This is a genomic window from Streptomyces sp. NPDC058812 (assembly GCF_042744565.1).
Classification (GTDB): Bacteria; Actinomycetota; Actinomycetes; order Streptomycetales; family Streptomycetaceae; genus Streptomyces; species Streptomyces thinghirensis.
Window position 1 is genome coordinate 201,157 of record NZ_JBHYOB010000003.1, and the last position, 24,130, is coordinate 225,286.

The window sequence follows — 24,130 nt, forward strand, 5'->3', positions numbered from 1 at the left end:
CCTAGAGGTGCGGCATCCTCGAACGTATGACGACGGACACTCCGGCCCGGCTCCTGACGCTCCTCTCCCTTCTCCAGACGCCCCGCGAATGGCCCGGCGGCGAGCTCGCCGACCGGCTCGGGGTCTCCCGCCGCACGGTCCGGCGGGACATCGACCGGCTGCGCGAGCTGGGCTACCCCGTGCAGGCGACCATGGGTTCGGACGGCGGCTACCGGCTGGTGGCCGGCAAGGCGATGCCGCCGCTCGTCCTCGACGACGAGGAGGCGGTGGCCATCGCGGTCGGGCTGCGCGCCGGCGCCGGTCACGCGGTCGAGGGCGTGGACGAGGCGTCGGTACGGGCGCTGGCCAAACTGGAGCAGGTACTGCCGGGCCGGCTCCGTCACCGCGTCGCCACCCTCCAGGCCGCGACGACTCCGCTGACCAGCGGGGACGGTCCGAGCATCGCGCCCGAGACGCTGACCGTCATGGCGTCGACGGTGGCCGGGCGGGAGCGGCTGCGGTTCGCCTACCGCGCCGGGGACGGCGTCGAGTCGCGGCGCGTGACGGAGCCGTACCGGCTGGTGTCGACGGGCCGCCGCTGGTACCTGGTCGCCTACGACCTCGACCGGGACGACTGGCGGACCTTCCGGGTCGACCGGGTGAGCGACCCGTTCGCGACGGGTGCGCGGTTCGCTCCGCGGGAGTTGCCGACGGGGAGCGCTGCGGAGTACCTGCGGCGCTCGATGCAGCGGCGCGGCGACTCGTACGAGATCGTGGTCGCCTTCGACGCACCGGTCGAGGTCGTCGCGGCACGGCTGCCGCAGTGGCTCGGCACACCGGAGCCGGCGGACGACGGCGCGTCGTGCGTCCTGCGGGCGACCGTGTCCGACGCGGTGGAGTGGATGGCGGTGCGTCTCGCGATGCTGGGAGTGGACTTCCGGGTGCGGGAACCGGCCGAACTGGTGGAGTGCGTACGAGGGTTGGGGGAGAGGTTGCTGAGGGCTACCCCGTAGGACCGCCCTCCCAGGCGACCTCCCGCAGTACCTGGAGATTCCGCAACGCCAGTTCCAGCGGGCTCCGCGGCCCCTCGGCCGAGGGGCCCTCCGCGGAGGCCGCCCAGTACTCCACCGCCACGCGCACCGCCGCACCCGCCACAGCTGCCGCGAAGTGCAGCTCGGGAGAGGCCCTCAGCCGCGCGGCAACGTTGTCGTCACCCCGGGCCGTCCGCACGGCCAGCACCTCCACGAGCCCCCGCTCCGCCGTCTGGCAGACCTCCGCCCACACCTTCCGCAGCGCCGGACTGGTCTCGGCCAGGCGGATGAGCGCGCGGGCCCATTCCCAGGAGGGCGCCGACACCCCGGCACCCGGCGTCAGTGTGTGCCGTACGGCGTACTCCAGGGCCTCGGGCTGGGACAGCTCGGCCGGGGCCTCGCGCACCGCCTGCGCCCAGCGCTCGGCGCCCAGGGCGTAGAGCGGGGCGACGGCCTCCTCCTTCGTCGCGAAGTAGCGGTAGAAGGTGCGCGGGGCGATTCCCGCGGCCCGGGCGATGTCCTCGGCCCTGGTGGCCCGCAGTCCCTGGCCGACGAAGAGACGGGCCGCCGCACGGGCGATCTCCATCCGGGTCTCGGCCTTGCGCCGCTCGGTCAGGGAGACGGGAGCCGGATTCAGGGAGCCGGGAGCCGGACCGGGCGCGGAGGTTGGACCGGGCGCGGGGGCCGCCGACGATGCTGGGGTGGTGCTGCTCACTTCGGCAGGCTATGCCGCTGTGGCAGAATCTGCCATTCGGCGGGCCACCCCGGGGTTCAGGTTCGGGGTGCCCCGCCTCCCACGTTCCGCTCCGGTCGGGGATGCGCCGCCTCGCCGAGCCGCTCCGGCGCGCGGCCGGCTCGCGCTTCCGATGCGGAAGGAGCCGGGCTGCGGCGCCCCGGGGGGGAGAGGCGCCGAGCCCGGCTCGGGAAAGTCCCGGCGCCGGGGGGAGTGCGTCGGGACGTGGTCCAAAGGGGTGGAGGGGCCGGAACGGGGCCGGTGCCCCGGGCCCGAACTGCTGGGCTCTGAGTTCTTGTTCCCGGGCCCCCGCCGGTTGAAGCAGCGTTGTACGGCCATGTTTGCGCGGGGTTCGGCCACCGGCGTACGCCCCACGCGTCACGTCACGCCCCCGCATCACGGACTCCGGTGGCGACCCGCCCCAGTCGTGCCACCGGCCGTCCCGCCACCGGCTGTCCCGCGACCCGCTTACGCCGCCGCCTCGAAGCCGGTGTCGCGGGCCAGCTTCTTCAGCTCCAGCAGCGCGTGCTTCTCGATCTGCCGGATCCGCTCGCGCGTGAGCCCGTGCTCCTTGCCGACCTCGGTCAGCGTACGCTCGCGGCCGTCGTCGATGCCGTACCGCATCTTGATGATGGAGGCCGTGCGCGGGTCGAGGCGGCCGATGAGGTCGTCGAGCTCCTCGCTGCGCAGCAGCGTCATCACCGACTGCTCGGGCGACACGGCGGAGGTGTCCTCCAGCAGGTCGCCGAACTGGGTCTCGCCCTCGTCGTCCACCGACATGTTCAGCGAGACGGGGTCGCGGGCCCAGTCGAGTACGTCGGTGACGCGCTCCGGCGTCGAACCCAGCTCAGCGGCGATCTCGGCGGGCTCCGGCTCGCGGCCGTGCTCGCGGTTGAACTCGCGCTGCACGCGCCGGATCCGGCCCAGCTCCTCCACCAGGTGGACGGGCAGCCGGATGGTGCGCGACTGGTCGGCGATCGACCGGGTGATGGCCTGGCGGATCCACCAGGTCGCGTACGTCGAGAACTTGAAGCCCTTGCGGTAGTCGAACTTCTCGACCGCGCGGACCAGGCCGGCGTTGCCCTCCTGGATGAGGTCGAGGAGGGGCAGACCACTGCGGGGGTAGCGGCGGGCGACCGCGACGACGAGGCGGAGGTTGGAGCGGATGAAGACGTCCTTCGCCCGCTCGCTCTCCTCGATCAGGGCCTCCAGCTCCTCCCGGGTGGCGTCCGCCCCGGTCTCCTCGTAACCTTCGAGGACCTGCCGCGCGAAGACACCCGCCTCGATGGTCTGGGACAGCTCGACCTCCTTGGCGGCGTCGAGCAGGGGTGTCCGTGCGATCTCGTCGAGGTACATGCCGACCAGATCGCGGTCGGCGAGCTCGCCGCCGCCTGCGCGGACGCTGGTTGCCGCGTCGGAGGTCCCGCCGGTGGCGGACTTACGACGGGCGACGGCACGGGTTGCCATGCGTACTCCCTTGCGATGGTGGTTCAGCGGGTGGTCCTGTGGACGCCGGGCACCGTGTGAGGTTGTCGTCTCCGGTGTTCTCGGTCCCGGATCCGGTCTCCGGTCCCTCTCGGGACTCTCCTCGGGTGCCCTGCATCCGATGGAAACAACGACTGGAATCCGGACAGAATTCCCAACCCACCCCCCGATTTTTCTGATCATGCAGTACCCTGTGCCGCCACATGAGGAGGCACGATGCCGTCGGGACGTACAGAGGTCCAGGTCAGGCCGGGAGTCGAGGACGATCTCAAGCCCCTCACCGACCTCTACAACCACTACGTACGTGAGACGCCCATCACGTTCGACACCGACCCCTTCACCCCGGAAGAACGCCGCCCTTGGCTGCTCTCCCACCCTGAAGACGGCCCGCACCGGCTGAGGGTTGCCACGGACGCCGACTCACAGGAGATTCTGGGCTACGCCACATCCAGCCCCTACCGCGCGAAACCCGCGTACGGGACCTCGGTGGAGACCACCGTCTACGTCGCCCCGCGGGCCGGCGGCCGGGGCATCGGCACGCTTCTCTACGCGTCCCTCTTCGCGGCCCTGGCCGGCGAGGACCTGCACCGCGCCTACGCGGGCATCGCGCAGCCCAACGCCGCCTCCGCCCGGCTGCACGAGCGCTTCGGCTTCCGGCACGTCGGTACGTACCGTGAGGTGGGCCGGAAGTTCGGCCGGTACTGGGACGTGGCCTGGTACGAGAAGCCGCTGTAGCCCTTCCCGTGGGGCGCGAGCCCTCCCCGCGGGGCGCGAGCCCTCCCCGCGGGGCGCGAGCCCTCCCCGTGGAGCGCGCTCAGCCGAACTGCACCGACCGCTTGGCCAGCCCCATCCAGAACCCGTCGATCACGGATTCCCGCAGGTCCAGCTCACCGGCCGCGTCCGCCGCCCCCATCGTCACGAACAGCGGGGCGAAGTGCTCGGTGCGCGGGTGGGCGAGCAGGCCCGCCGGGGACTTGCGGGCGAAGTCGAGCAGCCCGTCCACGTCACCGGCCTCAAGCGCGCGCCGGCCCCAGTCGTCGAACTCGGCGGACCAGGCGGGGATGCCGCTCTGGCGCAGCGCGGCCAGGTTGTGGGTGAAGAAGCCGGAGCCGACGATCAGCACGCCCTCGTCGCGCAGCGGCGCGAGCCTGCGGCCGATCCCCATGAGCCGCGCGGGGTCGAGGGTCGGCATGGAGACCTGGAGGACCGGGATGTCGGCGCCGGGGTACATCTCGACGAGCGGCACGTACGCGCCGTGGTCGAGGCCGCGGTCGGGGACGTCCCGCACGGGCGTGCCGGGGGCGCGCAGCAGCTTGCGGACGGACTCGGCGAGCGCGGGGGCGCCGGGGGCCTCGTAGCGCACCTGGTAGTAGTGCTCTGGGAAGCCCCAGAAGTCGTGGACGAGGGGGACGGTCCGGGTGGCGCCGAGGGCGAGCGGGGCATCCTCCCAGTGGGCGGAGACGACGAGGATCGCCTTGGGGCGCGGCAGGGCGGCGGCCCACGCGGCGAGTTCGCCGGGCCAGACGGGATCGTCGGCGAGCGGCGGGGCACCGTGACTGAGGTAGAGGGCGGGCATGCGCTCCCGAGTGGCGGCGGACATGAGGGCGACTCCCAGTACTTGGACTCTCGTACTTGAACTCTCAAGCTCTCTTGATGCGAATCTACGCCCGATTTGTTTAAACTTCAAGAAGTGGTTGCGTACGATGGGTTACATGAACACGGCACCCATCCCGGCCGCCCCCGCCGAAGAGCCCCGCTGGCTCACCGCCGAGGAACAGCGCGTCTGGCGCTCCTACATCGAGGCCGCGACCCTCCTGGAGGACCACCTCGACCGTCAGCTCCAGCGTGACGCGGGCATGCCGCACGTCTACTACGGCCTGCTGGTCAAGCTCGCCGAGTCACCGCGGCGGCGACTGCGGATGACGGAGCTGGCCCGGTACGCGAAGATCACCCGCTCCCGCCTCTCGCACGCGATCGCCCGCCTGGAGAAGAACGGCTGGGTGCGCCGCGAGGACTGTCCCTCCGACAAGCGGGGCCAGTTCGCCATCCTCACGGACGAGGGGTACGAGGTGCTGAGCGGGACCGCGCCGGGCCATGTGGAGGCCGTACGCCAGGCCGTGTTCGACCGGCTCACGCCCGAACAGCAGAAGTCCCTCGGCGAGATCATGCGGATCGTCGCCGAGGGACTCCAGCCGAGCGAAGCGGGTGCGGACCTGCCCTGGCTGCGCTGAGCGCGCGGCCGGGGCAGGTCCTGGGAACCGTGCGCGAGGGGCGTCCCCTCCCCCTGCGCACGGATGGAACAGGTGGCCCGAAGGGGTACCGCGTCCGGCGTCGCGTCAGTGGGCGACGACCGGCACCGGCAGCTCGTCCTCGGCCGCGTCACCCGAACCGGAGCCGGAACCCGTCACGGCGGTGCCGCCCGGGCGGCCGGCGTTGACGAAGGTCAGGGCGATCACGGCCGCCGCGACCAGGATGCCGACGGCGAACCAGATGGCGCTGGTGTAGCCCTGCACCTGGCCCTCCAGCTGGATCAGCTGCTGCTGGGACCGGGAGGTCGCGCCGCCGATGTGGTCGGCGACGTAGGACGTGGTCGCCGAGGCGGCGATCGTGTTCAGCAGCGCCGTACCGATCGCGCCGCCCACCTGCTGCGAGGTGTTGACCATCGCGGAGGCGACACCGGAGTCCCGCGGCTCCACACCCATGGTGGCCATGGACATGGCCGGCATGAACGCCGTACCCATACCGAGACCCAGCAGGAGCATGCCGGGCAGCAGCACGGCGGTGTAGGAGGTGTCGATCTCCAGCTGGGTCAGCAGCAGCATGCCGACGGCGGCGACGAGGAAGCCGGGACCCATCAGCAGCCGGGGCGCGACCCGGGTCATCAGACGCGTGCCGATCTGCGTGGAGCCCGTGATCATGCCCGCGATCATCGGCAGGAAGGCGAAGCCGGTCTTCACCGGCGAGTAGCCCTTCACGATCTGCAGGTAGTAGGTCAGGAAGAGGAACAGGCCGAACATCGCGATGATCGCCAGGCCCAGCGACAGGTAGATCCCGCCCCGGTTGCGCTCGGTGATCACGCGCAGCGGCAGCAGCGGGGCCTTGACCCTCGACTCGACCAGCACGAAGGCGACGAGCAGCACGGCGGAACCGACGAACATGCCGACCGTCACCGCGTCGCTCCAGCCGTTGGACTCGGCGCGGGTGAAGCCGTAGACGAGCGCGACCAGACCGAGGGTGGACAGGATCACGCCGGGGATGTCGAGCGGCGAACGGTTGCGGCTGCCCTGCGGCTCACGGATGACGAGGTACGCACCGGCCGCGGCGACGATCGCGAACGGGATGTTGACGAAGAACGTCCAGCGCCAGTTCAGGTACTCGGTGAGGAATCCGCCGAGGATCAGACCCACGGCGCCGCCGCCACCGGCGATCGCACCGTAGATGCCGAAGGCCTTGGCACGCTCCTTGGCGTCCGTGAACATCACGGCGAGCAGGGAGAGCGCGGCGGGCGCGAGCAGCGCGCCGAAGACGCCCTGGAGGGCGCGGGAGCCGAACATCATCGCCTCGTTGGTGGCCGCACCGCCGAGCGCGGAGGCGACGGCGAAGCCGGCCAGCCCGAGGACGAAGGTGCGCTTGCGGCCCCACAGGTCGGCTATCCGGCCGCCGAACAGCAGCAGACCGCCGAAGGCGAGGGCGTAGGCCGTGACGACCCACTGCCGGTTGCCGTCGGAGATGCCGAGGTCCTGCTGGGCGGAGGGCAGGGCGATGTTCACGATGGTGGCGTCGAGGACGACCATCAGCTGGGCGAGCGCGATGAAGACGAGCGCTTTCCAGCGTCCGGCGTCCGGGACGCCGGGAGCCTTGACGGCTGTTTCAGACATGGGGATACCCACTTCGGGACTTCGTGACGGAAAAAGGTGAGTAAAGGGACGGCTGGGCCGCCGTCCGCCCTTCAGGAAGGCCGGACGGTCAGGAGTCGGGAAGCTACGGAACTACTCGGGAAACCAATGGAACTACTGGAACTACTGAACTACTGAACTGCTGGAACTGCTGGAACTGGAACTGCTGCTGGAACTGCTCGGGAACTACTGATCGCAGGGCCGGCGCAGGTCCTCCATGGTCACGACCGTGCCCGGCAGGGCGGAACGGGCCGGAGCCCGCAGCCCGTCCAGGAACAGTTGCAGGTGGCGGTGGACGAACCGGTCGGCGCTCAGGCACCCCGTACCGGCCGGGGGCCGGCTGAGCTGGGCCGCGCCGATCATCAGGTCGCCCACGCCCACGTCGGTGCGGAGCTGACCGGCCGCCTTCGCCCGGTCCATGACCTCGGTGACGAGTCGCTCGACCCGTTCGCGCGCCGCTTCCAGGTCGGGGTGGTGCTGGTCGAACGTGCTGGACACCATGGGGCACAGGGCACTGATCCGCTCGTCGACGGAGACGTGCACGAAGCGCTCCAGCGCCTCGAAGGCGTCGCCGGTCTCCGCGAGAGCGAGCTCGGCCGCCCGTGCCGTACGGTCCATGACCGAGCAGACGACCTCGCGGACGAGGGCGTCGCGGTCGGGGAAGTTCCGGTACACCGTGGCGTTGCCGACGCCGGCCCGGCGGGCGACGTCGTCGAGCGGCACGTCGGGCCCGTGCTCGACGAACATCTCCCGGGCGGCGGTGACGATCCGCTCCCGATTGCGCAGGGCGTCGGCGCGCGGCCGGGTCACCTTCTGGCGCTCGGGGGTTGCGGTCTGCACGGCGTACTCCTCGGATGACTGGGGCTGACGATCCGGGGAGGGAATCCCCGTTTCGCTCGGACACAGGGCTAAACGGGGAAACGATCCCCGGTTATTTCCCGAACCCGAAGAGATCCACCGTGACCTGCGTCACAACCCGCCTGCCGCCCCGGGTCCGCCCACCGGGCACGTCCCCCGGTCGGCGGCTACCGGTGAGAAACCCACGATCGGCTCCTCCAGCGCGCGCCCGCCCACCCCTCGGCACAGGGTGATCGCAAGGGTGCAGCCGGTGTCCGGCGGCTGCCGTGGTCCGGGAGGTCTGCATGCAGCCGCAGCCGCAGGCGCCGAGCCGTCGGATACGCCCGCGCCGGCTGGCCGCGATCGCGACCGTCACCGTCGTGACCCTCGCGGTCAGCACCTCGGCCGGCACCGGCCGGCTCGCGCCGAGCACCACGGCCTCCGGCCCCGGCCCGGCCGCCCTCTCCCGCTCCTCCGCGCACGGCCCCTGCATGATCAGCGGCGGCTCCGAGATCCAGATGTCCGAGGGCGTCCCGACCTCCGCCGGCTACGCCCGCCCGACCGGCACCGTACGCGCCCTCACCCTGATGATCGACTTCTCGGACGCGCCCGGCGAGGGCAAGGCGCTCGACCGTTACGCGGAGTTCTTCCCGCAGACCGAGGAATGGTTCCGCACCAGCTCCTACGGCCGCCTCGACTACCGCTCCGAGACGCCGATCCGGGACTGGCTGCGCATGCCGAAGTCGTTCGCCGAGTACGGCATAGAGCGCGGCGCCCCCTTCGAGCCCGGCTACCGGAACCTGGTCCAGGACCTGGTGGCGGCGGCCGACGCGAAGGTGGACTTCCGGTCGTACGACCTCCTGAACGTGCTGGTCACCCCGAACGCGGGCCCCTCCGCCCTGGACACGGTCCTGTCCGTCACCTTCGCCGGCAACACCGAGGCCCCGGTCGCCGACGGCGTCCCGGTGGCCAACGCGTCCTTCGTCTACTCCCGCCAGGACGACGGCTCCGGCTCCTACGAGGAGACCGGCTACCGGGTCCTGCCCCACGAGAACGGCCACGTCTTCGGCCTCCCCGACCTCTACACCCAGGAGGGCGGGGGGGCCGTCGGCCACTGGGACATCATGAGCGAGGACTGGGGCGCCAACAACGACCTCCTGGGCTGGCACAAGTGGAAACTGGGCTGGCTGGACCCCTCCCAGGTGCACTGCGCCGCGACGCCCGGAACGACGGAGTACACACTGACCCCGCTGGCCCGCAAGGGCGGCGACAAGCTGGTGGTCGTCCCGCTGGACGGCAAGTCCGGCTACGCCGTCGAACTGCGCACCCGCGAGGGCAACGACGAGACGGTGTGCCGGCCGGGAGTACTGATCTACAAGGTCGACGCCGACGTGGACACGGGAATGGGCCCGGTGACGGTCTACGACTCCCGCCGGGACAGCGGCGGCTGCACCCGCAGCCCGAACGTCCACGCCGAACTCTCGGACGCCGCCTTCACACCGGGCGAGACCTTCAAGGACCCGCGCCGGAACATCACGATCGCGGTGTCCGGGGCGAACCTGAAGGGCGACCACCAGGTGCGGGTCACCCGCAGATGACCGGGTGACGGCCGACCCCGCCCCGCGGCGCATTACGGTAGCCCTGCCGCGACCGCCGCACCGGAGAGCCGACGCCCGCCAACACGGTGACGGCCGAGCCCGCCCGGCGACGGCATTACCGTGGGCCTGCCGCGACCGCCGTACCGCGAACCCGATACCCACCCACACGGCGACGATCGGCCCCGCCCCGCGGCCGCATTACGGTAGCCCTGCCGCGACCGCCGTACCGGAGAGCCGATGCCCGCCAACACCACGAACGACGCCGCCCGCAGGGAGGCCGCCGCCGCACCCGGCACCGGGGACGCCGAAACACGGCCCGCGCACGCACCCCCTCCGTCCGCCCCATCCGCCCCGCCGGACGAGGCGGTCGCGCCGCTGCTGCGCGGCATCGCCGTACTGCGGCGGCTGACCGAGGCGGACGACGGCGGCACCCTCAGCCTCAGCGGCCTGGAGAAGGCCACCGGCCTGGCCCGCTCGACGGTCGACCGCGTCACGGCGACCCTAGCCCGCATGGGATACGTCCGCCTGGACGGCCGCGACGTCACCCTCGCCCCCCGCCTGACGGAACTCGGCAACGCCTACCTGGCCGCCCTCCGCCTCCCCGCCCTGCTCTCCTCCCGTGCCGACGCCCTGGCCGGCGAACTGGACGAGTCGGTCTCCCTCGCGGTCGGCGACCGGGACGGCATCCGCTTCATCCACCAGGCCACCCGACGCCGCGCGATGTCCCTGAGCTTCCGCATCGGCGACCTCCTCCCCGCCGAACGCACCGCGCCGGGCCCGCTGTTCGCCACGGAGTGGACGGAGGCCGACTGGCGCCACTGGCACGAGCGCCGGGCCGCGGACCCGGAGGACCGCACCTTCCCCGCCGTACCCCCACGCGAGCACACCACCCAGGACGACGACTTCGAGCACCGCACCGCCGCCGCGGCGGCCACCGACTGCTCCCTGGACGACCAGCTGATCGAACCCGGCCTGGTCGCGGTCTCGGCCCCGGTACGGGACCCCGGCACCGGCCGGGTGGCGTGCGTGGCCAGCGTGGTGAGCCACACCAGCCGCCACACGGCCGAGGACCTGCGCACCACCCTGCTCCCCCGCCTCCGCGCGACGGTCACCGCGATGGAAAGCGACCTGCGCACCGCCCCACCACCACAACCGGGAACCCCCCGCTCCGGCCTGGCCACCTGGACGGCCGCGTCGAAACACGAACTGGGCCGGGAGTTCATCGAATCCCTGGCCCGCGGCCTGACGGTCCTGACGGCGTTCGGCGAAGGCCGCAGCGCGCTGACCCTCACGGAGGTCGCGAAGGCGACGGGCCTGGCCCGCGCCACAGCCCGCCGGGCCCTGATCACCCACGAACACGCGGGCCTGGTACGGCAGACCCCCGACCACCGCTTCACCCTCACCCCCCGAGTCCTCTCCCTCGGCTTCCCGCCCCTCTCCCGCACCTCCCTCCCCCAGATCGCCCAGCCCCACCTGACCGCCCTCGCCGAACGCGTCCACGAGTCGGCCTCACTGGCCGTCCTGTCGGACTCGGGCGAGGAGATCCAGTACACGGCCCGCGCATCGACGAGCCGCGTCATGAGCGCCCACATCACACTCGGCACCCGCCTCCCGGCCCGGTCGACGGCACTGGGCCACGTCCTCCTCTCCCTCCCGGAGGCCCGCTCCCTTGGCTACGCCCTGGTCGACGAGGAACTGGAGGCCGGCCTGCGCTCCCTCGCCGTCCCGGTACACGACCGCGAGGGCCGCACGGTGGCCGCGGTGAACGTCGCCATGCACGCCGCGCGCCGCACGGCAGCGGACTGCGTGACGGACATCCTGCCGCCCCTGAAGGAAACGGCCGCACGCATCGAGGCCGACCTACGCGAGGCGGGCCGCTTCCGCCGGGTCCCACTCACCTGACCAGCCCGCCACCCTCCCACCCACCCGCTACACTGTCGGCGGTGGCACATCCGCACCTCACCGTGCCGCCACCGGCCTTCGTAGCTCAGGGGATAGAGCACCGCTCTCCTAAAGCGGGTGTCGCAGGTTCGAATCCTGCCGGGGGCACAGCACTAAGGGCCAGTTCAGGGGCATGATCCCCTCGAACTGGCCCTTTGCCGTGATCGCGGCCGTGCCACACACGTGCCAGAAAGTCCGCTAAGAGTCCACATCACCCCGGGTCTCGCGGATCATGGAGCCGAGCCGATCGGCGATCTCGCGGTCACGTCCGCTGACCACGTGCTGATAGATCAACGCCGCACGCGGGGTGCTGTGGCCCATCCTCGTCATCAGCTCGCGCAGGCTCGCGCCGGACGCTGCAAGCGTGTTCCCGGTGTGCCGAAGATCGTGGAAGTGCACGTCTGCGGCGACCTTGGCTTTGATCCGCGCATTGATCCAGTCGTCCCGGAAGTTGCTTCGCCGTAGCCGACCGCCCTGGGGGCCAAGGAAGACATGCCCGTCACGGCCAGCACCGGCGAAGCTGTCGAGGTGCCGCTTCACGTCCGTCAGGAGTTCGGTCGGGAAGGCCACCGGCCGGACACCTGCGTCGGACTTGGGTGCCTTGTCGAAGAGCGCACCGGTCTGCATCTCGGCCTGCGACCGCCGGACCATGAGGGCAGCGTTTTCGGTGTCCACGTCCCGCCGGCGGAGTGAAGCCAGCTCCCCGAAGCGCAGCCCGGTGAAGGCTGCCAGGAGGACGAGCAGCCGGTATCGTGGGACGATCGCGTCGGCCACGGTGAACACCTCAGCCACCGTGAGGGTGGGACGTTCGGGTACGTCGTAGCAATCGGCGCCCTTGATCCGACACGGGTTACGCCGGATCAGCTCATCATCAACAGCCGTGTTCAGGATCGCGCGCATGATCTGGTACGCCTTGACCACGGTCGGCTCACCCGTCCGCGTGAGGCATGCCGTACGCCAAGCCCGGACTTGCGCCGTTGTGATCGAGGACAACGGGCGCTCGCCGAAGGTGGGCAGCAGATGCAGCCGGATCACCGACTCATGCCGCTCACGGGAACGGGCGGCGAGCTTGCGGTCCTTGAGCCATGCCGTCGCGTACTCGCCAAAGTGGACCTTGCCCGCGTCGGGGTCGGACCACTGGCCACGGGTGATGTCCGCTTCGATGTGGGTCAGCGCCACTTCCGCGTCCGTCTTGGTGGCGTACGTCTCCTCAGCACTGCGGAGCTGGCCCGTACCCGGGTCTCGGTATCGAGCCTGCCACCGGCCGGACGCGAGTTGCCGGACCGAGCCGAAGCGGCGGCGCCTGCCCTGATTGTTCGCCATCAGGCCACCCTCCGCAGCACTCCGGGCCGGACAGTCACGGGCTGCACGGTGTGCTCCGTGATGTAGGCGGACACGGCACTCTCGGGGATGCGGACGTGTCGGCCGACCTTGACGAAGACGATCCGCCGTTCTTCGATCAGGCGTCGAGGGAAGCGCACGCCGGTACCGAGCACCTCGGCAACCTGTTGCACCGTCAGAAGTCGATCCACGATCACCACTCCCCCTCAAACTCAAGGTCGGGCATGTCGGCCATGGCTTCGTGTGCTGTCTCTCGGTTCAGTCGGATCTCCTTTGCGATCGATGCGGCGAGCCAGGATTCACCGGGGGTGTGGCCTTGTCCGGCGTAGATCCAGTGGGCGAGGACGAGTGTGGAGCCCTCCGTGTCGTCGAGGTCTTCGGAGAGCCCGCGTTCGCGGCGTTCCTGGCGGGCGCGGTAGTCGGCGCGGACCTGTCGGCGCTCACCTAGGGTGGTGGAGTAGGCCCGGCTCTTGGTCATGAAGTGCCCGCGGAAACCGAGCATGTGAGCCCATCGCCACAGCAGCCGATCCGGGTAGGCGTCGTCCAGGACGTGACACGCCTCGATCAGGCGCCGAGTGTGCGCGGGCAGCGGAAGCTTGTCCAGCTCGGACAGCTCCCCGATCCGGCGATCTACCGTCTCGGTGGCCTCAGCCGCCTTCGTGGCGTACTTGGCGACGTAGGAGGCGACCGCCCCGTCCGTCAGCTCGACGCCTTCCAGGCCGCCGATGGCCTGCACGTCGACTTGCGAGCCCCACCGCAGCACACGGGCCGGGAAGTCGCCGGAAGCGGCCACCGGCACGGACACACGGCCCGTAGCGGCCCTGATCGCACCATCCAGAAGCGCGATCGTCGCCCACGCGGGCGGGGGACTGTCGGGCCCGTCCGGACCGTCGATGCGCACGACCGCGTGGAAGTGCACGGCCCCGCGCTTCTGGAACTCTGCGACCTTGCCGAAGGAGACCCGGCACACCTCCCGCATGGCCGCCTGGGTCAGGCCCGCACGGGCGGCGATCTCGCGACGGAGGTAGATCGTGAAGCGGCGCCACAGGTCGCCGGCGTAGTTGTTCCACAGCACCGCCCCGGCGTAGTCGTACCGGCCCGGGTCGAGGGCGGTACCGAGCGCCGGATCATCGTCGGAGTGGGAGCTGCCACACCGGCAGCGACCGGAGGCCGGACGATTGTGGACTGGCCCGAACGACGGGGCGGTGAGTGTGGCGAAGACGCCAGGATGGCGGCGAATCTCGCCCGGGATGCCCATGCGGGAGTCACCAGTGATCCCGGCTCGGATCAGGTGGTACACGTCGCCCGCGTAGGTCCAGGCGCAGGAGGGGCAACGCGAAGCACGCCGGTTGCCGCACGCCACCCGGAGCATGCCACCCGGCTCGCCCTCGGTGCTGTAGGAGTACAGGACCTCATGGGTCTTGGCATCGCGGGTGACCGTCTGGCCCATCAGGCGAATGGGGTTCGAGCAGCCGCCCGTCCGGCGAACCTGCTCCTGCCAACGGTCGAAGCCGGGAGCATTGGCCACCCGCAGCAGATCGGCCAGCGTCGTGGGATCGGTACCCATGGAGGCCGCAGCACCGGCCACGGCCTCCGGGGGGACGGGGAAGTCCGTCACGCGGCACCCCCGCAGACGAAGCACGGGCCGTAGCCCTCCTCGTACCAGTCCGCGTCCACGTCGACGGACCACGACGCCCACACCTGGCGGGTGTCGCCGCACTCAGGGCACGGGCCGTCCAGCAGGTACCGCAGGCCCCGGTCCCGAGCCTCGTTACTCATGGGGACGGATAGGGTGAGGAGGGAGGCCAGCTCTCCCGTGCGCCGGTCGCGCTTCGCGTTGGGGAAGCGCTCCGTGTGGGCCCGCTTCTGTTCGGCCGTGACCCGCTTCGCCTGACGCAACCGACGGAAGCCGGAAGCGAGAGCGGCGGTGTGACGAAGTTCGTCCAGCCCCATGCGGGTGACACCCTGGATGATCCAGGCGATGAGTCGGGCGTCCTCTCCGCGCTGGTGGCGGTAGCTGTCCGGCATGTCCGAGGCGTACAGCGCCACGGCCCGCTCACCGTTCGACAGGTCCGTGACCGACACGGCGGGGGACGAGGTAACAACCGGGGCGACGTGCTCAGCAACCAGGGTTGCGGGCATGATGGAAGCTCCCTTCGAGGGACGAAGGAGGGCGGCGATCTGCTTGGCGGTAGGTGCGTCGCCCTCCGGGTCATCTGCGGCTCAGCCGCGTGACTTAGCTTGCTATATAGCAGCGTAGAACACAAGAGGTAGTGCGGCATAGGGTGTGCTATGTCGCCAAGCTCTGTACGCTCGACACATGACGGTTGAAGCCCACGACCCCAGGCCGAAGAAGGTGCAGATCGCCGACGTCTTGCGCGGAGAGGTCGCCGCGCTACCAGCGGGGCACAGGCTTGCCTCGCTGCGTGAGGTGGCCGACCGGTTCAAGGTCACCACGGTGACAGCAGGCAACGCGCTCAAGCTGCTCGCAGAGGAAGGCGTGATTGTCTCGGTGCCAACGCGCGGATACTTCGTGCAGTCTCCGCAGGACGCAGGCGAGGCCAGGCGGGACGCCGGCGGGCCGGTTAACCGGGACGAGATCAACGCCATCCACTCCGAGATTCGACAACTTGCAGCCCGAGTAGCCGAGTTGGAGAAACGCGCTCAGTCCCCGAGCAATGCCTGACTGGTGATCCACCATGCGAGGCATCCGGCGGCGGCACTAGGGACACGTGCGGTGTCACTGGGGGACAGCTCCAGTGCCAACCCCCTGTCACCCCCCATGTCACCAGCTCTCTGAGTGCCAGACTCGTAGGCAGGCATCCGATAGGAGGCAGCAGATGAGTGACGAACGACCTGCGTGGGCGCGACGGCTCGCCTCAGAGCGCGAGGCCCGGCAGTGGTCGCAAGCCGAGGTAGTGGCCGCGCTCCGGGCACACGCCCCGAAGCCACTGCCCGAGGGCTCCAGCATGGTGCGCCAGTGGAAGCGCTGGGAGTCCGGCGAAGTCATGCCGAGCGACTTCTACCAGCCGATCATCGCGGCCACCTTCGGCACAGTCACTCACGCAATCTTTCCAGTGGCCGGGCACCGGGATGGGAACGCGGAGATTGCCGCCGTCAGCGGCATGGAAACGCTGGACATCATCAGCAGGCTGCAGGCGTCCGACGTGGACAACGCCACGTTGGAAGCGCTCCGGATCACTACCGACCGCCTTTGCTCCGAGTACCCATTCCTGCCTAGTGGGCAGCTTGCCGCCGAGGGTAGGCAGTGGCTCAAGCGCGTTGCGGGGCTTCAGTCTCAGCGGCTCACGCTCGCGCAGCACCGCGAAGTGCTCACGCTGTCTGGTTGGCTGGCCCTACTGATCGGGTGCGTCGAGTACGACATGGGCGACCGGGCAGCAGCCGAGAGCACGCGAAAGGCGGCGCTGTCTTTAGCTCGTGAGTCCGGCAACCCGGAGATCTCTGGTTGGGCCCACGAGATGCGAGCATGGTTCGCGCTGACCACGGGCGACTACCGCGGAATCCTCGCGGCGGCCCAAGCCGGGACGGAAGCAGCCCCGAGCCACGGTGTGGCCGTCCAGCTCGCTGGCCAAGAGGCGAAAGGTTGGGCACGGCTGGGCGACCGTCGCCAGACGGAAGTCGCGTTGGACCGGGGGCGGAAGCTCCTCGAAGGCATGCCGTACCCCGAGAACCTCGACAACCACTTCGTGGTGGACCCAGCAAAATTCGACTTCTACGCGATGGATTGCTACCGGCTGCTTGGCGAGGATCGGTTCGCCGAGAACCTTGCCAACGAGGTGATCCGAGCAGGCACGGACTTCGACGGGTCGGAGCGATCGCCGATGCGCATGGCGGAGGCGCGGATCACGCTTGGCGTAGTCGCAGCACGGCAAGGCGATTTGGACCAGGCCGTAAACTACGGCGAATGGGCTCTGAAAGGCGACCGTCAGTCTCTGCCGTCCTTGCTCATGGTCAGCCGTGAGCTTGCGGCCATCGTCAACCGAGACTTCCCCAATGAGCCGACAGGCCGGGACTACCTCGATCACCTGACCGCCCTAAGCCGCCCAAGCTAGAGCGTTACAGGTTTCTCTACCTCATCAAGCCCCGGCTGCGCTCCGCTCCGCCGGGCGCGCTTCCCGGCTCCGCTCCGGGCGACGCTCCTGCCTTCGGCCCGCTCCGCCCGCGCTGCGCCGACGCGCGCCCACGTGTGGATAGGACCGGAAGTCATGAGTCGAGCACCGTAGCGAAACGCCGGCGGGGGGGCCGGTCGGCTCCGAGACTTTAGGCAGCCACCATGGGGCGAGCCTCGAAGATCATGGCCCAACGTCGTGCTTTAACGGGCAGGTCCACAGACTGCCCGACTCGCCATCAGCTTAATGGGCCATGATCACTCGCCCCATGGCAGCTCCAGCCCAAAGTCTCGGAGCCGACCTCAGTTGCGAGGCGGCACCCGGCCCGCCTTGCGATCCGCAAAATAAAGCTGGATTGGATCTCCGCCCTGCATGCCGACCAACATCAGGTAGTACGCATCGAGTTCGCGAGCGCACCGAGCGCACACCCAGCCATACACTGGCTTCTCAGTGCGGCACCCCGCACCGCAGCGCTCACACGATCCACCAGTCTTCGCTTGAGAGACCCCACCCATAGAGCCGAGTTTGAAGGTCACTACCAAGGACCACAAGACCGCAAGTGATCGTGCCACTCTCGTGCCAGAACGGGCGGGGACTCACGGGGAATCACGGCGCCACGAGGCACGCTGGCGGAGGGATCGCCCAGCGCGCGAAACAGCAGCTCATGCACGTGATCGCCCAACCTCGCTCCTAAAGCGGGTGTCGCAGGTTCGAATCCTGCCGGGGGCACAGGGGAAGGGCACCTACGGACTCGTAGGTGCCCTTCGGAGTTCGCAGCCGGCGGTTCGGCTGCCGCGGGCTCAGGCGGCGTGCGGGCTGAAGGTGACATGTGAGTCGCCTTCGTCGATGGCCAGGTTCAACGTGCCTTCCAGTGCCTAAGCCAAGCGTCGCAGCAGCGGAAGAGTCGGCACGGTGTCGCCGCCCTCCATCCGGGAGACTTGGGGCTGGGTCATCCCAGCCCGCTCTGCCAGGTCTGTCTGAGACAGGCCGAGCTCGATCCGACGGTCGTAGACCGCCTGCCCCAGGTCGCCGGCCAGTCGCGCGTCGACGTACTCCTGGTCGTACTCCACCGCCTCACCCGCGAGCTGCTGAGCCCGGCGTGTCCTCCACGTGCTGTGATTCATCAGCTCTCCTTGCGCCGCTCGTACGTGTGATGGGCATGGGCATGCTCGGCCTCGCAGGCTTTCTGGGCCTGATGCGCACGCTCGACTTCCGCCGCCTCACGCATCCTCGTCTTACGGAACACCGTCAGCAGAACGATCCGTTGCGCCGGCGCGAGCCAGTACGGAATGCGTACGGCTTCGCCGCCCAACTCGAAGCGGGGCTCACGTAGTCGCTGCGCGGACTCGTGTCGTCAGCGGTGGATCGACCAGCCGCGTTCGCTCAGGGCCGCGCTCAGGGCGGGGGCCGCCGTGGGGCTCACCATCAGTTGGACCAGGCCCGCTTGGCGGCCGGTCGCGTGGTCGATGTGTATGTCCTCGATGTTGACGCCCGCGCGGCCGGCGTCCGCGAAGATGCGGGCCAGTTCGCCCGGCTGGTCGCTGATGGGGACGGCCACCGTCTCGTAGGAGGCGGGTGCCTCGCCGTGCTTGCCGGGTACTCTGGCGCGGCCCGCGTTGCCCCGGCGCAGGACGTCCTCGATGCCCGCCGCGCCGCCGCTGCGCTTGGCCTCGTCGGCGGACTGCAGGGCGCGCAGCGACTCGACGGTCTCCTCCAGGTCGGCCGCCACCCCCGCGAGCACCTCCGCGACGGGGCCCGGGTTGGCCGCGAGGATCTCGGTCCACATCCGCGGGTCGGACGCGGCGATCCGGGTGACGTCGCGGATGCCCTGGCCGCACAGTCGCACCGCTGTCTCGTCGGCGGTCTGGAGTCGTGCGGCGACCATCGACGAGACGAGCTGCGGGGTGTGCGAGACGAGGGCGACGGCCCGGTCGTGGGCGGTGGCGTCCATGATCACGGGTACGGCGCGGCAGAGCGCGACCAGTTCCAGGGCGAGGTTCAACACCTCCGTGTCGGTGTCCGGCATCGGGGTGAGCACCCAGGGCCGGCCCTCGAACAGGTCGGCGCTCGCCGCGAGCGGGCCGGAACTCTCCTTGCCCGCCATGGGGTGGGTGCCGATGTATGAGCCGAGAGGGAGGCCCAGGTCCTCCAGCTCGCGCCAGGGGCCGCCCTTGACGCCGGCGACGTCGGCGTAGCCGCGCGCCACCCCCGCGCGCATCGCCCCGGCCAGCACGGTGGCGGTGTGCGCGGGCGGCACGGCGACGAGCGCCAGGTCCACGGGGCCGGGGGGCGGCTCGTCGCTGCCGGCGCCGAGGGCCGCCGCCGTCCGGGCCCGGTCCGGGTCGTGGTCGGCCAGATGGACGGTGACGCCGCGTCCGGCGAGCGTCAGGGCCGCGGACGTGCCGATCAGGCCGGCTCCTATGACCAGGGCGGTCCTCATCGGGCGCCGTCCTCGTGCCGGGCGGCCGCCACGTGGCGGAGGGGGGCTGCGAGCCCTTTGTGCTGCTGGTCAGTGTTCACTTGCTCCGTCCATGTTCGGGAGGGCGCCCTTCGCCAGGACCGCGCCGGCCCGGGTCTTCAGGAACGCGCCTGTCCGGACGGCGGGCGTGGCGGGCGCGGTGGGCGCGGTGGGCGCGGTGGGCGTGGCGGGCGCGGTGGGCGTGGCGGGCGCGGTGGGCGTGGCGGGCGCGGTGGGCGTGGCGGCGTGGTGCCTGCGGCTTGGCCCGGTTCGGTCCGGGGGCGGCGTCAGTCGTCCCAGTGCTCGAGGACCCGGCGGCGGATCCGCTCCGGGTACGCCTGGGCGAAGGAACTGTGCGGGAGCCGGCCCTCGCCGGGGGCGGGCAGCAGCCCGTCGTGGAAGACGATCGGGCCGGACTGGGCGGCGCGCTCCTCGTGGGTATAGCAGTTCAGCAGCGGGTGGACGAAGCCGTACCACGCCTCCGCCCGGTCCAGGGGGTGGATCCGGGTGGCCAGCGCCCACAGCAGGTCGGTGTCGTCGGCCGGGTCGACGTCGTCGTCCAGGACGAAGGTGGCCGCCGTGGCGCGGCCCGAGTGGGACTCGGAGAGCACCTTGCCGATCCGGTGGGTGAGTTCGGCGGAGTCGACGCCGGGCAGCCGCTCCCGCCAGTCCCGCGGGACGGTGACCACCATCCAGTGCGACGCGGCGCGCAGCGGCGACCAGGCAGTGGTGACCGGCAGGCCGGCGGCGCGCAGCTCCGCCAGGACCTCGGCCGCCTGACCGACGCCCGTCACGGTGTGGAACTCGTCCACCGGCCGGCCCTCGGCCACCAGCGGCCAGATCGGGTCGTCGCGGTGGGTGATGGCCTCGACCGTGTACACCGGCTGCATCGACGTCTCGGTGGAGCCGTATCCGGCGAACTCGCCGAACGGTCCCTCCCGCGCGTCGCGGCCGACGGACAGGTGCCCTTCGATGACGATCTCCGCGCCCGCGGGCACGTCCAGGTCCACCGTCTCGCACCGTACGACGTCGACCGGCTCACCGTGCAGCGCCCCGATGTAGCCGGCCTCGTCGACCCCCGGCGGCAGCGGAACGCCCCCTACGAACGGGACGGCCGGGTCGCCGCCCTGCACCAGCGCGTACGGCATCGGCTCGCCGATCTTCACCCACTCCGACCAGATCATGCCGATGTGCTGCGCCGGGATCACCAGGCCGGTCATGTGCTTGCCGTCGATCAGCATGATCCGGGCGATCGACCAGTTGGTCCACCGGCCGTCCGGCGTCCTGGCGACGATGATGCCCCAGGTGTTGGCATAGGGGCCGCCGTCGAACTCGTGGACCCGGGGCACCGGGAAGCGGTCGAGGGTGGCGTCGTCGCCCAGCAGCACGTTCTGCTTGCAGGGCGCGTCCTCTCGCGCCACCGGCCGAGGGGGGACGGGCTTCGCGTCGCGGGTACGGGCCAGGTGGTCGACCAGTTCGGCGGCGGTGGTCCCGGCGGGCAGGCCGACGGACAGCGCGACCCGGGCCAGCGGCTTGCCGGGAGCGGAGCTGAGCGCGGCGGGCGCCCCGAGCAGCCGGAAGCCCGGCGCGACGCCCTCCACGTTCTCGAACAGCGGGGCGGGGGCCTGTCGTTCACAGGACAGGCGGCTGAACGCGGCGGCCTCCAGGTCGGCGCTCACCGGCCGCGTGACGCGGCGCAGGTCGCCTAGCGCCTCCAGCGCGTCGAGGTAACCGCGCAGCTCACCGAACCGGATCAGCGGTCTGGGGCCGGCCTCGGGGGCGATCGCCGGGCTGCTCGTAGGGCTGGTCGTGGGGGCGCTCGTGAGGGCGCTCGTGAGGGCGGTCGTCGGGCTGGTCGCGGGGTCGGCCGCCAGCCTGGTCGCCGGGCCGGCCGTGGGACCGGTCGCCGCCCCGGCTCCGGAGGCGATCACCGACCCGGCCGCAGAATCGGCCGCGGGGTCGGTCACCGCCCCGGCTGCGGGCTCGGTCACCGCCCCGTTCGTAGGCTCCGTCATAGGCCTGCTCATGAACGCGCGCTCCTCTGCTGCGTACCGTTGTGGCGTATCGCGGGGACGTCGGCCGCCAGGCCCGGCCGGCCGGCCGGCGGGCGCGGGAAGCCGTCCCAGCGGCGGGCGCCGGCGGCCTCGAGACCGAACTGGTCGAGAACCCGCATGACGATGTGGTCGACGATGTCGTCGACCGACTCCGGCCGGTTGTAGAAGGCGGGCATGGGCGGCACGATCGAGACGCCCATGCGGGCGAGTTCCAGCATGTTCGCCAGATGGATCTCGTTGAGCGGCGTCTCCCGCGGCACCAGGACCATCCGGCGCCGCTCCTTGAGCGTCACGTCGGCGGCGCGGCCCATCAGCCCTTCGGCGTACCCGGCCCGGATGCCGGCCAGCGTCTTCATGCTGCACGGGATGATCGCCATGCCGTCGGTGGGGAACGAGCCGGAGGAGATCGCCGCCCCTTGGTCGTCGGGCGAGTAGGCGACGTCGGCCAGCGCGGCCACCTCGCGGGCGCTCAGCCCGGTCTCCAGCTCCATCGTCGCGCGCGCCCAGCGGCTGAGCACCAGGTGTGTCTCCACCTGCGGGTTCCGGTGCAACTCGGTGAGCAGTCGAACGCCCAGCACCGCGCCGGTGGCGCCGGTCATTCCCACGATCAGCCGCATCCTGGCCCCCACCGCAATCTTCCGTGTACGGAATATCCTTGTACTGAATATACTGGTCGGCATGACGAACACAAGCCCTCGACCGCGACCACAACTGGAAGAGGCGCTGCCGCATCAGCTGCGCCGGGCCGGGCAGGCGTGGACGGCGCTGTGGCAGCAGCGCCTGCCCGACCTGACCAGTCCTCAGTTCGCGGTGCTGCTCGCCCTGGACGACCACGGCAGCCTGGACCAGTCCGCGCTGGGGGCCCTGACCGCCGTCGACCGCTCCACGCTCACCGTTCTGCTGGACCGCCTGGAGGCGCGCGGCCTGGTGACCAAGGAGATGGACCCGGCGAACCGCCGGCGCCGCATCGTCGCCCTCACCGACGCCGGCCGCCGGCGTCTGGCCGAGGGGGTCGAGGAGGCGGCGCAACTGCACGCAAGGGTGGAGGAGTTGCTGGGCGAGAAGCGGACGAGGCAGCTGGTCGAGATGCTCCGTGTCATGGGCGACATGCCGCAGCCCGCTTCCCCTCAATAGGCCGCAGCCCGCTTCCCCTCAAAAGGCCGCAGCCCACTTCCCCTCAATAGAGGGATGGGCCCTCCGAGCCGGCGCTGGAAGTGTGATCAGCGAACCGACTGGCTCCGCCTGGGAGGGCTGACGCATGTACAGACCGGCAACCGCGCAAAGGCTTGCCGGGCGCCTCTCCGGTCCGGTGCTGGGGCCCGGGGACGAGGGATACGCGGCCGAGGTCGCCGGGTTCAACCGGGTCCTGCGGCACCGGCCCGCGATGGTCCTCGGCGCACGGGACGCCACCGAGGTGCGCAAGGCCGTCGCCTTCGCGGCCGAGACCGGACTGCCGACGGCGGTCCAGGCGACCGGTCACGGCCCCTCGCGTGTCACCGAGGGAACCGGGCTGCTCGTCAACACCCGCCGGATGACCGGAGTGACCGTCGACCCCGCCACCCGGGCCGCCCGGGCCGAGGCCGGCGCGCGCTGGCGGCAGGTCGTCGACGCGGCCGCCGTCCACGGACTCGCTCCGCTCAACGGCTCCTCACCGCAGGTGGGGGTGGTCGGCTACACCCTGGGCGGCGGACTGGCGCTGCTGTCCCGCGCCTACGGTCTCGCCGCCGACCACGTCACCGCGGTGGACATCGTCACCCCCGACGGACTCCCCCGCACCGCCACCGCGCGGCGGCACCCGGACCTCTTCTGGGCGCTGCGCGGCGGCAAGGGCAACTTCGGCGTGGTGACGGCCCTGGAGTTCGGGCTCGTGCCGGTCACCCGGCTCTACGGCGGCGGTCTCTTCTTCCCCGGCGACAGTGCCGCCGAGGTGCTGCACGCCTGGCGGTCGTGGACGGAGTCCGTGCCGGAGGAGACCGCCTCCTCGCTGGCGCTGCTGCGGTTGCCCGCCCAGGAGCCGATCCCGCCCTTCCTGCGGGGCGGGCTCGTGGTGCACGTCCGCGTCGCCCACCTCGGCCCGGGCGACGAGGGGGAGCGACTGGTCAGGCCCCTGCGTGCCGTCGCCCCGACGCTCGCGGACACGCTGGGGGAGATGCCGTACACCCGCTTCGCGGACATCCACAACGACCCGGCCTCCCCCATCCCCTACGACGAACGCTCCGCCATGCTGCGCGAGCTGGGCCCGGACGCGGCCGACGACCTGCTCCGCCTCGCCGGCCCGGGCAGCGGCTGCGCGGACGCCGTGGTCGAGCTACGGCACCTGGGCGGCGCGCTCGGCCGGCCGCCCGCGGAGCCGGGCGCGGTCGACCACCGCGACGCCCTGTACTGCCTGACCACGCTCGGACTGCCCGGCGGACGCCCGGGACACGTCGTGGACGGCATGGCGCACCGCGGAACGGGCCGCAGCCACCTCAACTTCCTCGCCGGACCGGGCACCGCCCGGCTGGCCCACCGGGGCTACGCGCCCGACGCCTATGCGCGGCTGGGCGAGATCAAGGCCCGGTACGACCCGGAGAACCTCTTCCGGTTCAACCACAACGTCTCGCCGCGCGTGCGGGCCCCCGAACGCCCCGCGTGAGAACCCCCGACC

21 protein-coding genes, 1 tRNA gene and 2 pseudogenes are annotated in these 24,130 nt (G+C 71.1%); 10 read left to right on the forward strand and 14 right to left on the reverse strand.

Annotation, left to right across the window (positions count from 1 at the left end; genetic code table 11):
• Nucleotides 1-26 precede the first annotated feature (26 nt).
• The gene (locus ACFW48_RS07780; protein WP_386311404.1) at nt 27-992 is read left to right on the forward strand and encodes a helix-turn-helix transcriptional regulator; all 966 of its coding nucleotides are present in this window, start codon (nt 27-29) and stop codon (nt 990-992) included.
• Here ACFW48_RS07780 and ACFW48_RS07785 read toward each other — a convergent pair.
• Nucleotides 982-1,725, reverse strand: coding sequence for a TetR/AcrR family transcriptional regulator (locus ACFW48_RS07785; protein WP_386311406.1), 744 nt, complete (start codon nt 1,723-1,725; stop codon nt 982-984). The two genes, ACFW48_RS07780 and ACFW48_RS07785, sit on opposite strands and share 11 nt — an antisense overlap.
• Before the next feature lie 486 nt (nt 1,726-2,211).
• Nucleotides 2,212-3,210: an RNA polymerase sigma factor RpoD/SigA gene (locus ACFW48_RS07790; protein ID WP_386311408.1), complete on the reverse strand. Its 999-nt coding sequence runs from the start codon at nt 3,208-3,210 to the stop codon at nt 2,212-2,214.
• A 234-nt stretch (nt 3,211-3,444) separates the two neighbouring features.
• On the opposite strand from ACFW48_RS07790, the gene ACFW48_RS07795 reads away from it, so the two are divergent.
• Nucleotides 3,445-3,963 carry a GNAT family N-acetyltransferase gene (locus ACFW48_RS07795; protein WP_386311409.1) on the forward strand — a complete coding sequence of 173 codons (519 nt, stop codon included), beginning with the start codon at nt 3,445-3,447 and terminating at the stop codon, nt 3,961-3,963.
• 79 nt (nt 3,964-4,042) lie between these two features.
• Here ACFW48_RS07795 and ACFW48_RS07800 read toward each other — a convergent pair whose 3' ends face one another.
• The gene (locus ACFW48_RS07800) at nt 4,043-4,828 is read right to left on the reverse strand and encodes a dioxygenase (protein ID WP_386311411.1); all 786 of its coding nucleotides are present in this window, start codon (nt 4,826-4,828) and stop codon (nt 4,043-4,045) included.
• 112 nt (nt 4,829-4,940) lie between these two features.
• On the opposite strand from ACFW48_RS07800, the gene ACFW48_RS07805 reads away from it, so the two are divergent.
• Nucleotides 4,941-5,459, forward strand: a complete 519-nt coding sequence (locus ACFW48_RS07805) for a MarR family winged helix-turn-helix transcriptional regulator (protein WP_386311413.1) — start codon at nt 4,941-4,943, stop codon at nt 5,457-5,459.
• A 105-nt stretch (nt 5,460-5,564) separates the two neighbouring features.
• On the opposite strand, the gene ACFW48_RS07810 is transcribed toward ACFW48_RS07805, so the two are convergent.
• Nucleotides 5,565-7,106 (reverse strand): MFS transporter, encoded by a 1,542-nt coding sequence (locus tag ACFW48_RS07810; RefSeq protein ID WP_386311415.1) that lies wholly within the window; start codon nt 7,104-7,106, stop codon nt 5,565-5,567.
• Nucleotides 7,107-7,310: 204 nt separating this feature from the next.
• Nucleotides 7,311-7,964, reverse strand: coding sequence for a TetR/AcrR family transcriptional regulator (locus ACFW48_RS07815; protein ID WP_386311417.1), 654 nt, complete (start codon nt 7,962-7,964; stop codon nt 7,311-7,313).
• 302 nt (nt 7,965-8,266) lie between these two features.
• On the opposite strand from ACFW48_RS07815, the gene ACFW48_RS07820 reads away from it, so the two are divergent.
• The 3 genes from ACFW48_RS07820 to ACFW48_RS07830 all read left to right on the forward strand — a co-directional run bounded on the left by ACFW48_RS07820 (nt 8,267) and on the right by ACFW48_RS07830 (nt 11,608).
• Nucleotides 8,267-9,559 (forward strand): M6 family metalloprotease domain-containing protein, encoded by a 1,293-nt coding sequence (locus tag ACFW48_RS07820; RefSeq protein WP_386311419.1) that lies wholly within the window; start codon nt 8,267-8,269, stop codon nt 9,557-9,559.
• Between the two features lie 237 nt (nt 9,560-9,796).
• Nucleotides 9,797-11,461, forward strand: a complete 1,665-nt coding sequence (locus ACFW48_RS07825) for an IclR family transcriptional regulator C-terminal domain-containing protein (protein WP_386311421.1) — start codon at nt 9,797-9,799, stop codon at nt 11,459-11,461.
• 74 nt (nt 11,462-11,535) lie between these two features.
• A tRNA-Arg gene (locus ACFW48_RS07830) sits at nt 11,536-11,608 on the forward strand.
• Between the two features lie 90 nt (nt 11,609-11,698).
• Here ACFW48_RS07830 and ACFW48_RS07835 read toward each other — a convergent pair.
• From ACFW48_RS07835 to ACFW48_RS07850, 4 genes are read right to left on the reverse strand one after another with little or no spacing between them, the layout of a single operon-like run.
• Nucleotides 11,699-12,823 (reverse strand): tyrosine-type recombinase/integrase, encoded by a 1,125-nt coding sequence (locus ACFW48_RS07835; protein WP_386311422.1) that lies wholly within the window; start codon nt 12,821-12,823, stop codon nt 11,699-11,701.
• Nucleotides 12,823-13,035 (reverse strand): excisionase family DNA-binding protein, encoded by a 213-nt coding sequence (locus ACFW48_RS07840; RefSeq protein ID WP_386312067.1) that lies wholly within the window; start codon nt 13,033-13,035, stop codon nt 12,823-12,825. Before ACFW48_RS07840 ends, ACFW48_RS07835 begins: the two co-directional genes overlap by 1 nt.
• Nucleotides 13,035-14,429: a replication initiator protein RepSA gene (gene repSA / locus ACFW48_RS07845; protein WP_386312070.1), complete on the reverse strand. Its 1,395-nt coding sequence runs from the start codon at nt 14,427-14,429 to the stop codon at nt 13,035-13,037. The genes ACFW48_RS07840 and repSA overlap by 1 nt, the downstream gene beginning before the upstream one ends.
• A 26-nt stretch (nt 14,430-14,455) precedes the next feature.
• Entirely contained in the window at nt 14,456-14,983 is a 528-nt protein-coding gene (locus ACFW48_RS07850) for a hypothetical protein (protein ID WP_386311424.1), read from the reverse strand.
• Between the two features lie 178 nt (nt 14,984-15,161).
• Here ACFW48_RS07850 and ACFW48_RS07855 point away from each other — a divergent pair, with 178 nt between their 5' ends.
• Nucleotides 15,162-15,527, forward strand: a complete 366-nt coding sequence (locus tag ACFW48_RS07855) for a GntR family transcriptional regulator (RefSeq protein ID WP_386311426.1) — start codon at nt 15,162-15,164, stop codon at nt 15,525-15,527.
• A 154-nt stretch (nt 15,528-15,681) separates the two neighbouring features.
• Nucleotides 15,682-16,914, forward strand: coding sequence for an XRE family transcriptional regulator (locus ACFW48_RS07860; protein WP_386311428.1), 1,233 nt, complete (start codon nt 15,682-15,684; stop codon nt 16,912-16,914).
• Nucleotides 16,915-17,771: 857 nt separating this feature from the next.
• On the opposite strand, the pseudogene ACFW48_RS07865 reads toward ACFW48_RS07860, so the two are convergent.
• From ACFW48_RS07865 to bagM, 5 genes and pseudogenes are all read right to left on the reverse strand, one after another.
• Nucleotides 17,772-18,095 (reverse strand): annotated as a pseudogene (locus tag ACFW48_RS07865) (helix-turn-helix domain-containing protein).
• Nucleotides 18,095-18,307: pseudogene (locus ACFW48_RS07870) on the reverse strand (type II toxin-antitoxin system RelE/ParE family toxin); the annotation flags it as partial. The pseudogenes ACFW48_RS07865 and ACFW48_RS07870, both read right to left, overlap by 1 nt.
• Before the next feature lie 18 nt (nt 18,308-18,325).
• The gene (locus ACFW48_RS07875) at nt 18,326-19,411 is read right to left on the reverse strand and encodes a prephenate dehydrogenase (protein WP_386311430.1); all 1,086 of its coding nucleotides are present in this window, start codon (nt 19,409-19,411) and stop codon (nt 18,326-18,328) included.
• 305 nt (nt 19,412-19,716) lie between these two features.
• Nucleotides 19,717-21,420, reverse strand: a complete 1,704-nt coding sequence (bagN, locus tag ACFW48_RS07880) for a bagremycin/ferroverdin biosynthesis UbiD family decarboxylase BagN/FevL (protein WP_386311432.1) — start codon at nt 21,418-21,420, stop codon at nt 19,717-19,719.
• Nucleotides 21,421-21,452: 32 nt separating this feature from the next.
• Entirely contained in the window at nt 21,453-22,100 is a 648-nt protein-coding gene (gene bagM, locus ACFW48_RS07885; protein ID WP_386311434.1) for a bagremycin/ferroverdin biosynthesis UbiX family decarboxylase BagM/FevK, read from the reverse strand.
• A 61-nt stretch (nt 22,101-22,161) separates the two neighbouring features.
• On the opposite strand from bagM, the gene bagL reads away from it, so the two are divergent.
• Both bagL and bagK read left to right on the forward strand, forming a co-directional pair.
• Nucleotides 22,162-22,617, forward strand: a complete 456-nt coding sequence (gene bagL, locus ACFW48_RS07890; protein ID WP_386311436.1) for a MarR family transcriptional regulator BagL/FevM — start codon at nt 22,162-22,164, stop codon at nt 22,615-22,617.
• A 124-nt stretch (nt 22,618-22,741) separates the two neighbouring features.
• Complete coding sequence (gene bagK / locus ACFW48_RS07895; protein WP_386311438.1) at nt 22,742-24,118, forward strand: bagremycin/ferroverdin biosynthesis FAD-dependent oxygenase BagK/FevA1; 1,377 nt, start codon at nt 22,742-22,744, stop codon at nt 24,116-24,118.
• Nucleotides 24,119-24,130 lie beyond the last annotated feature (12 nt).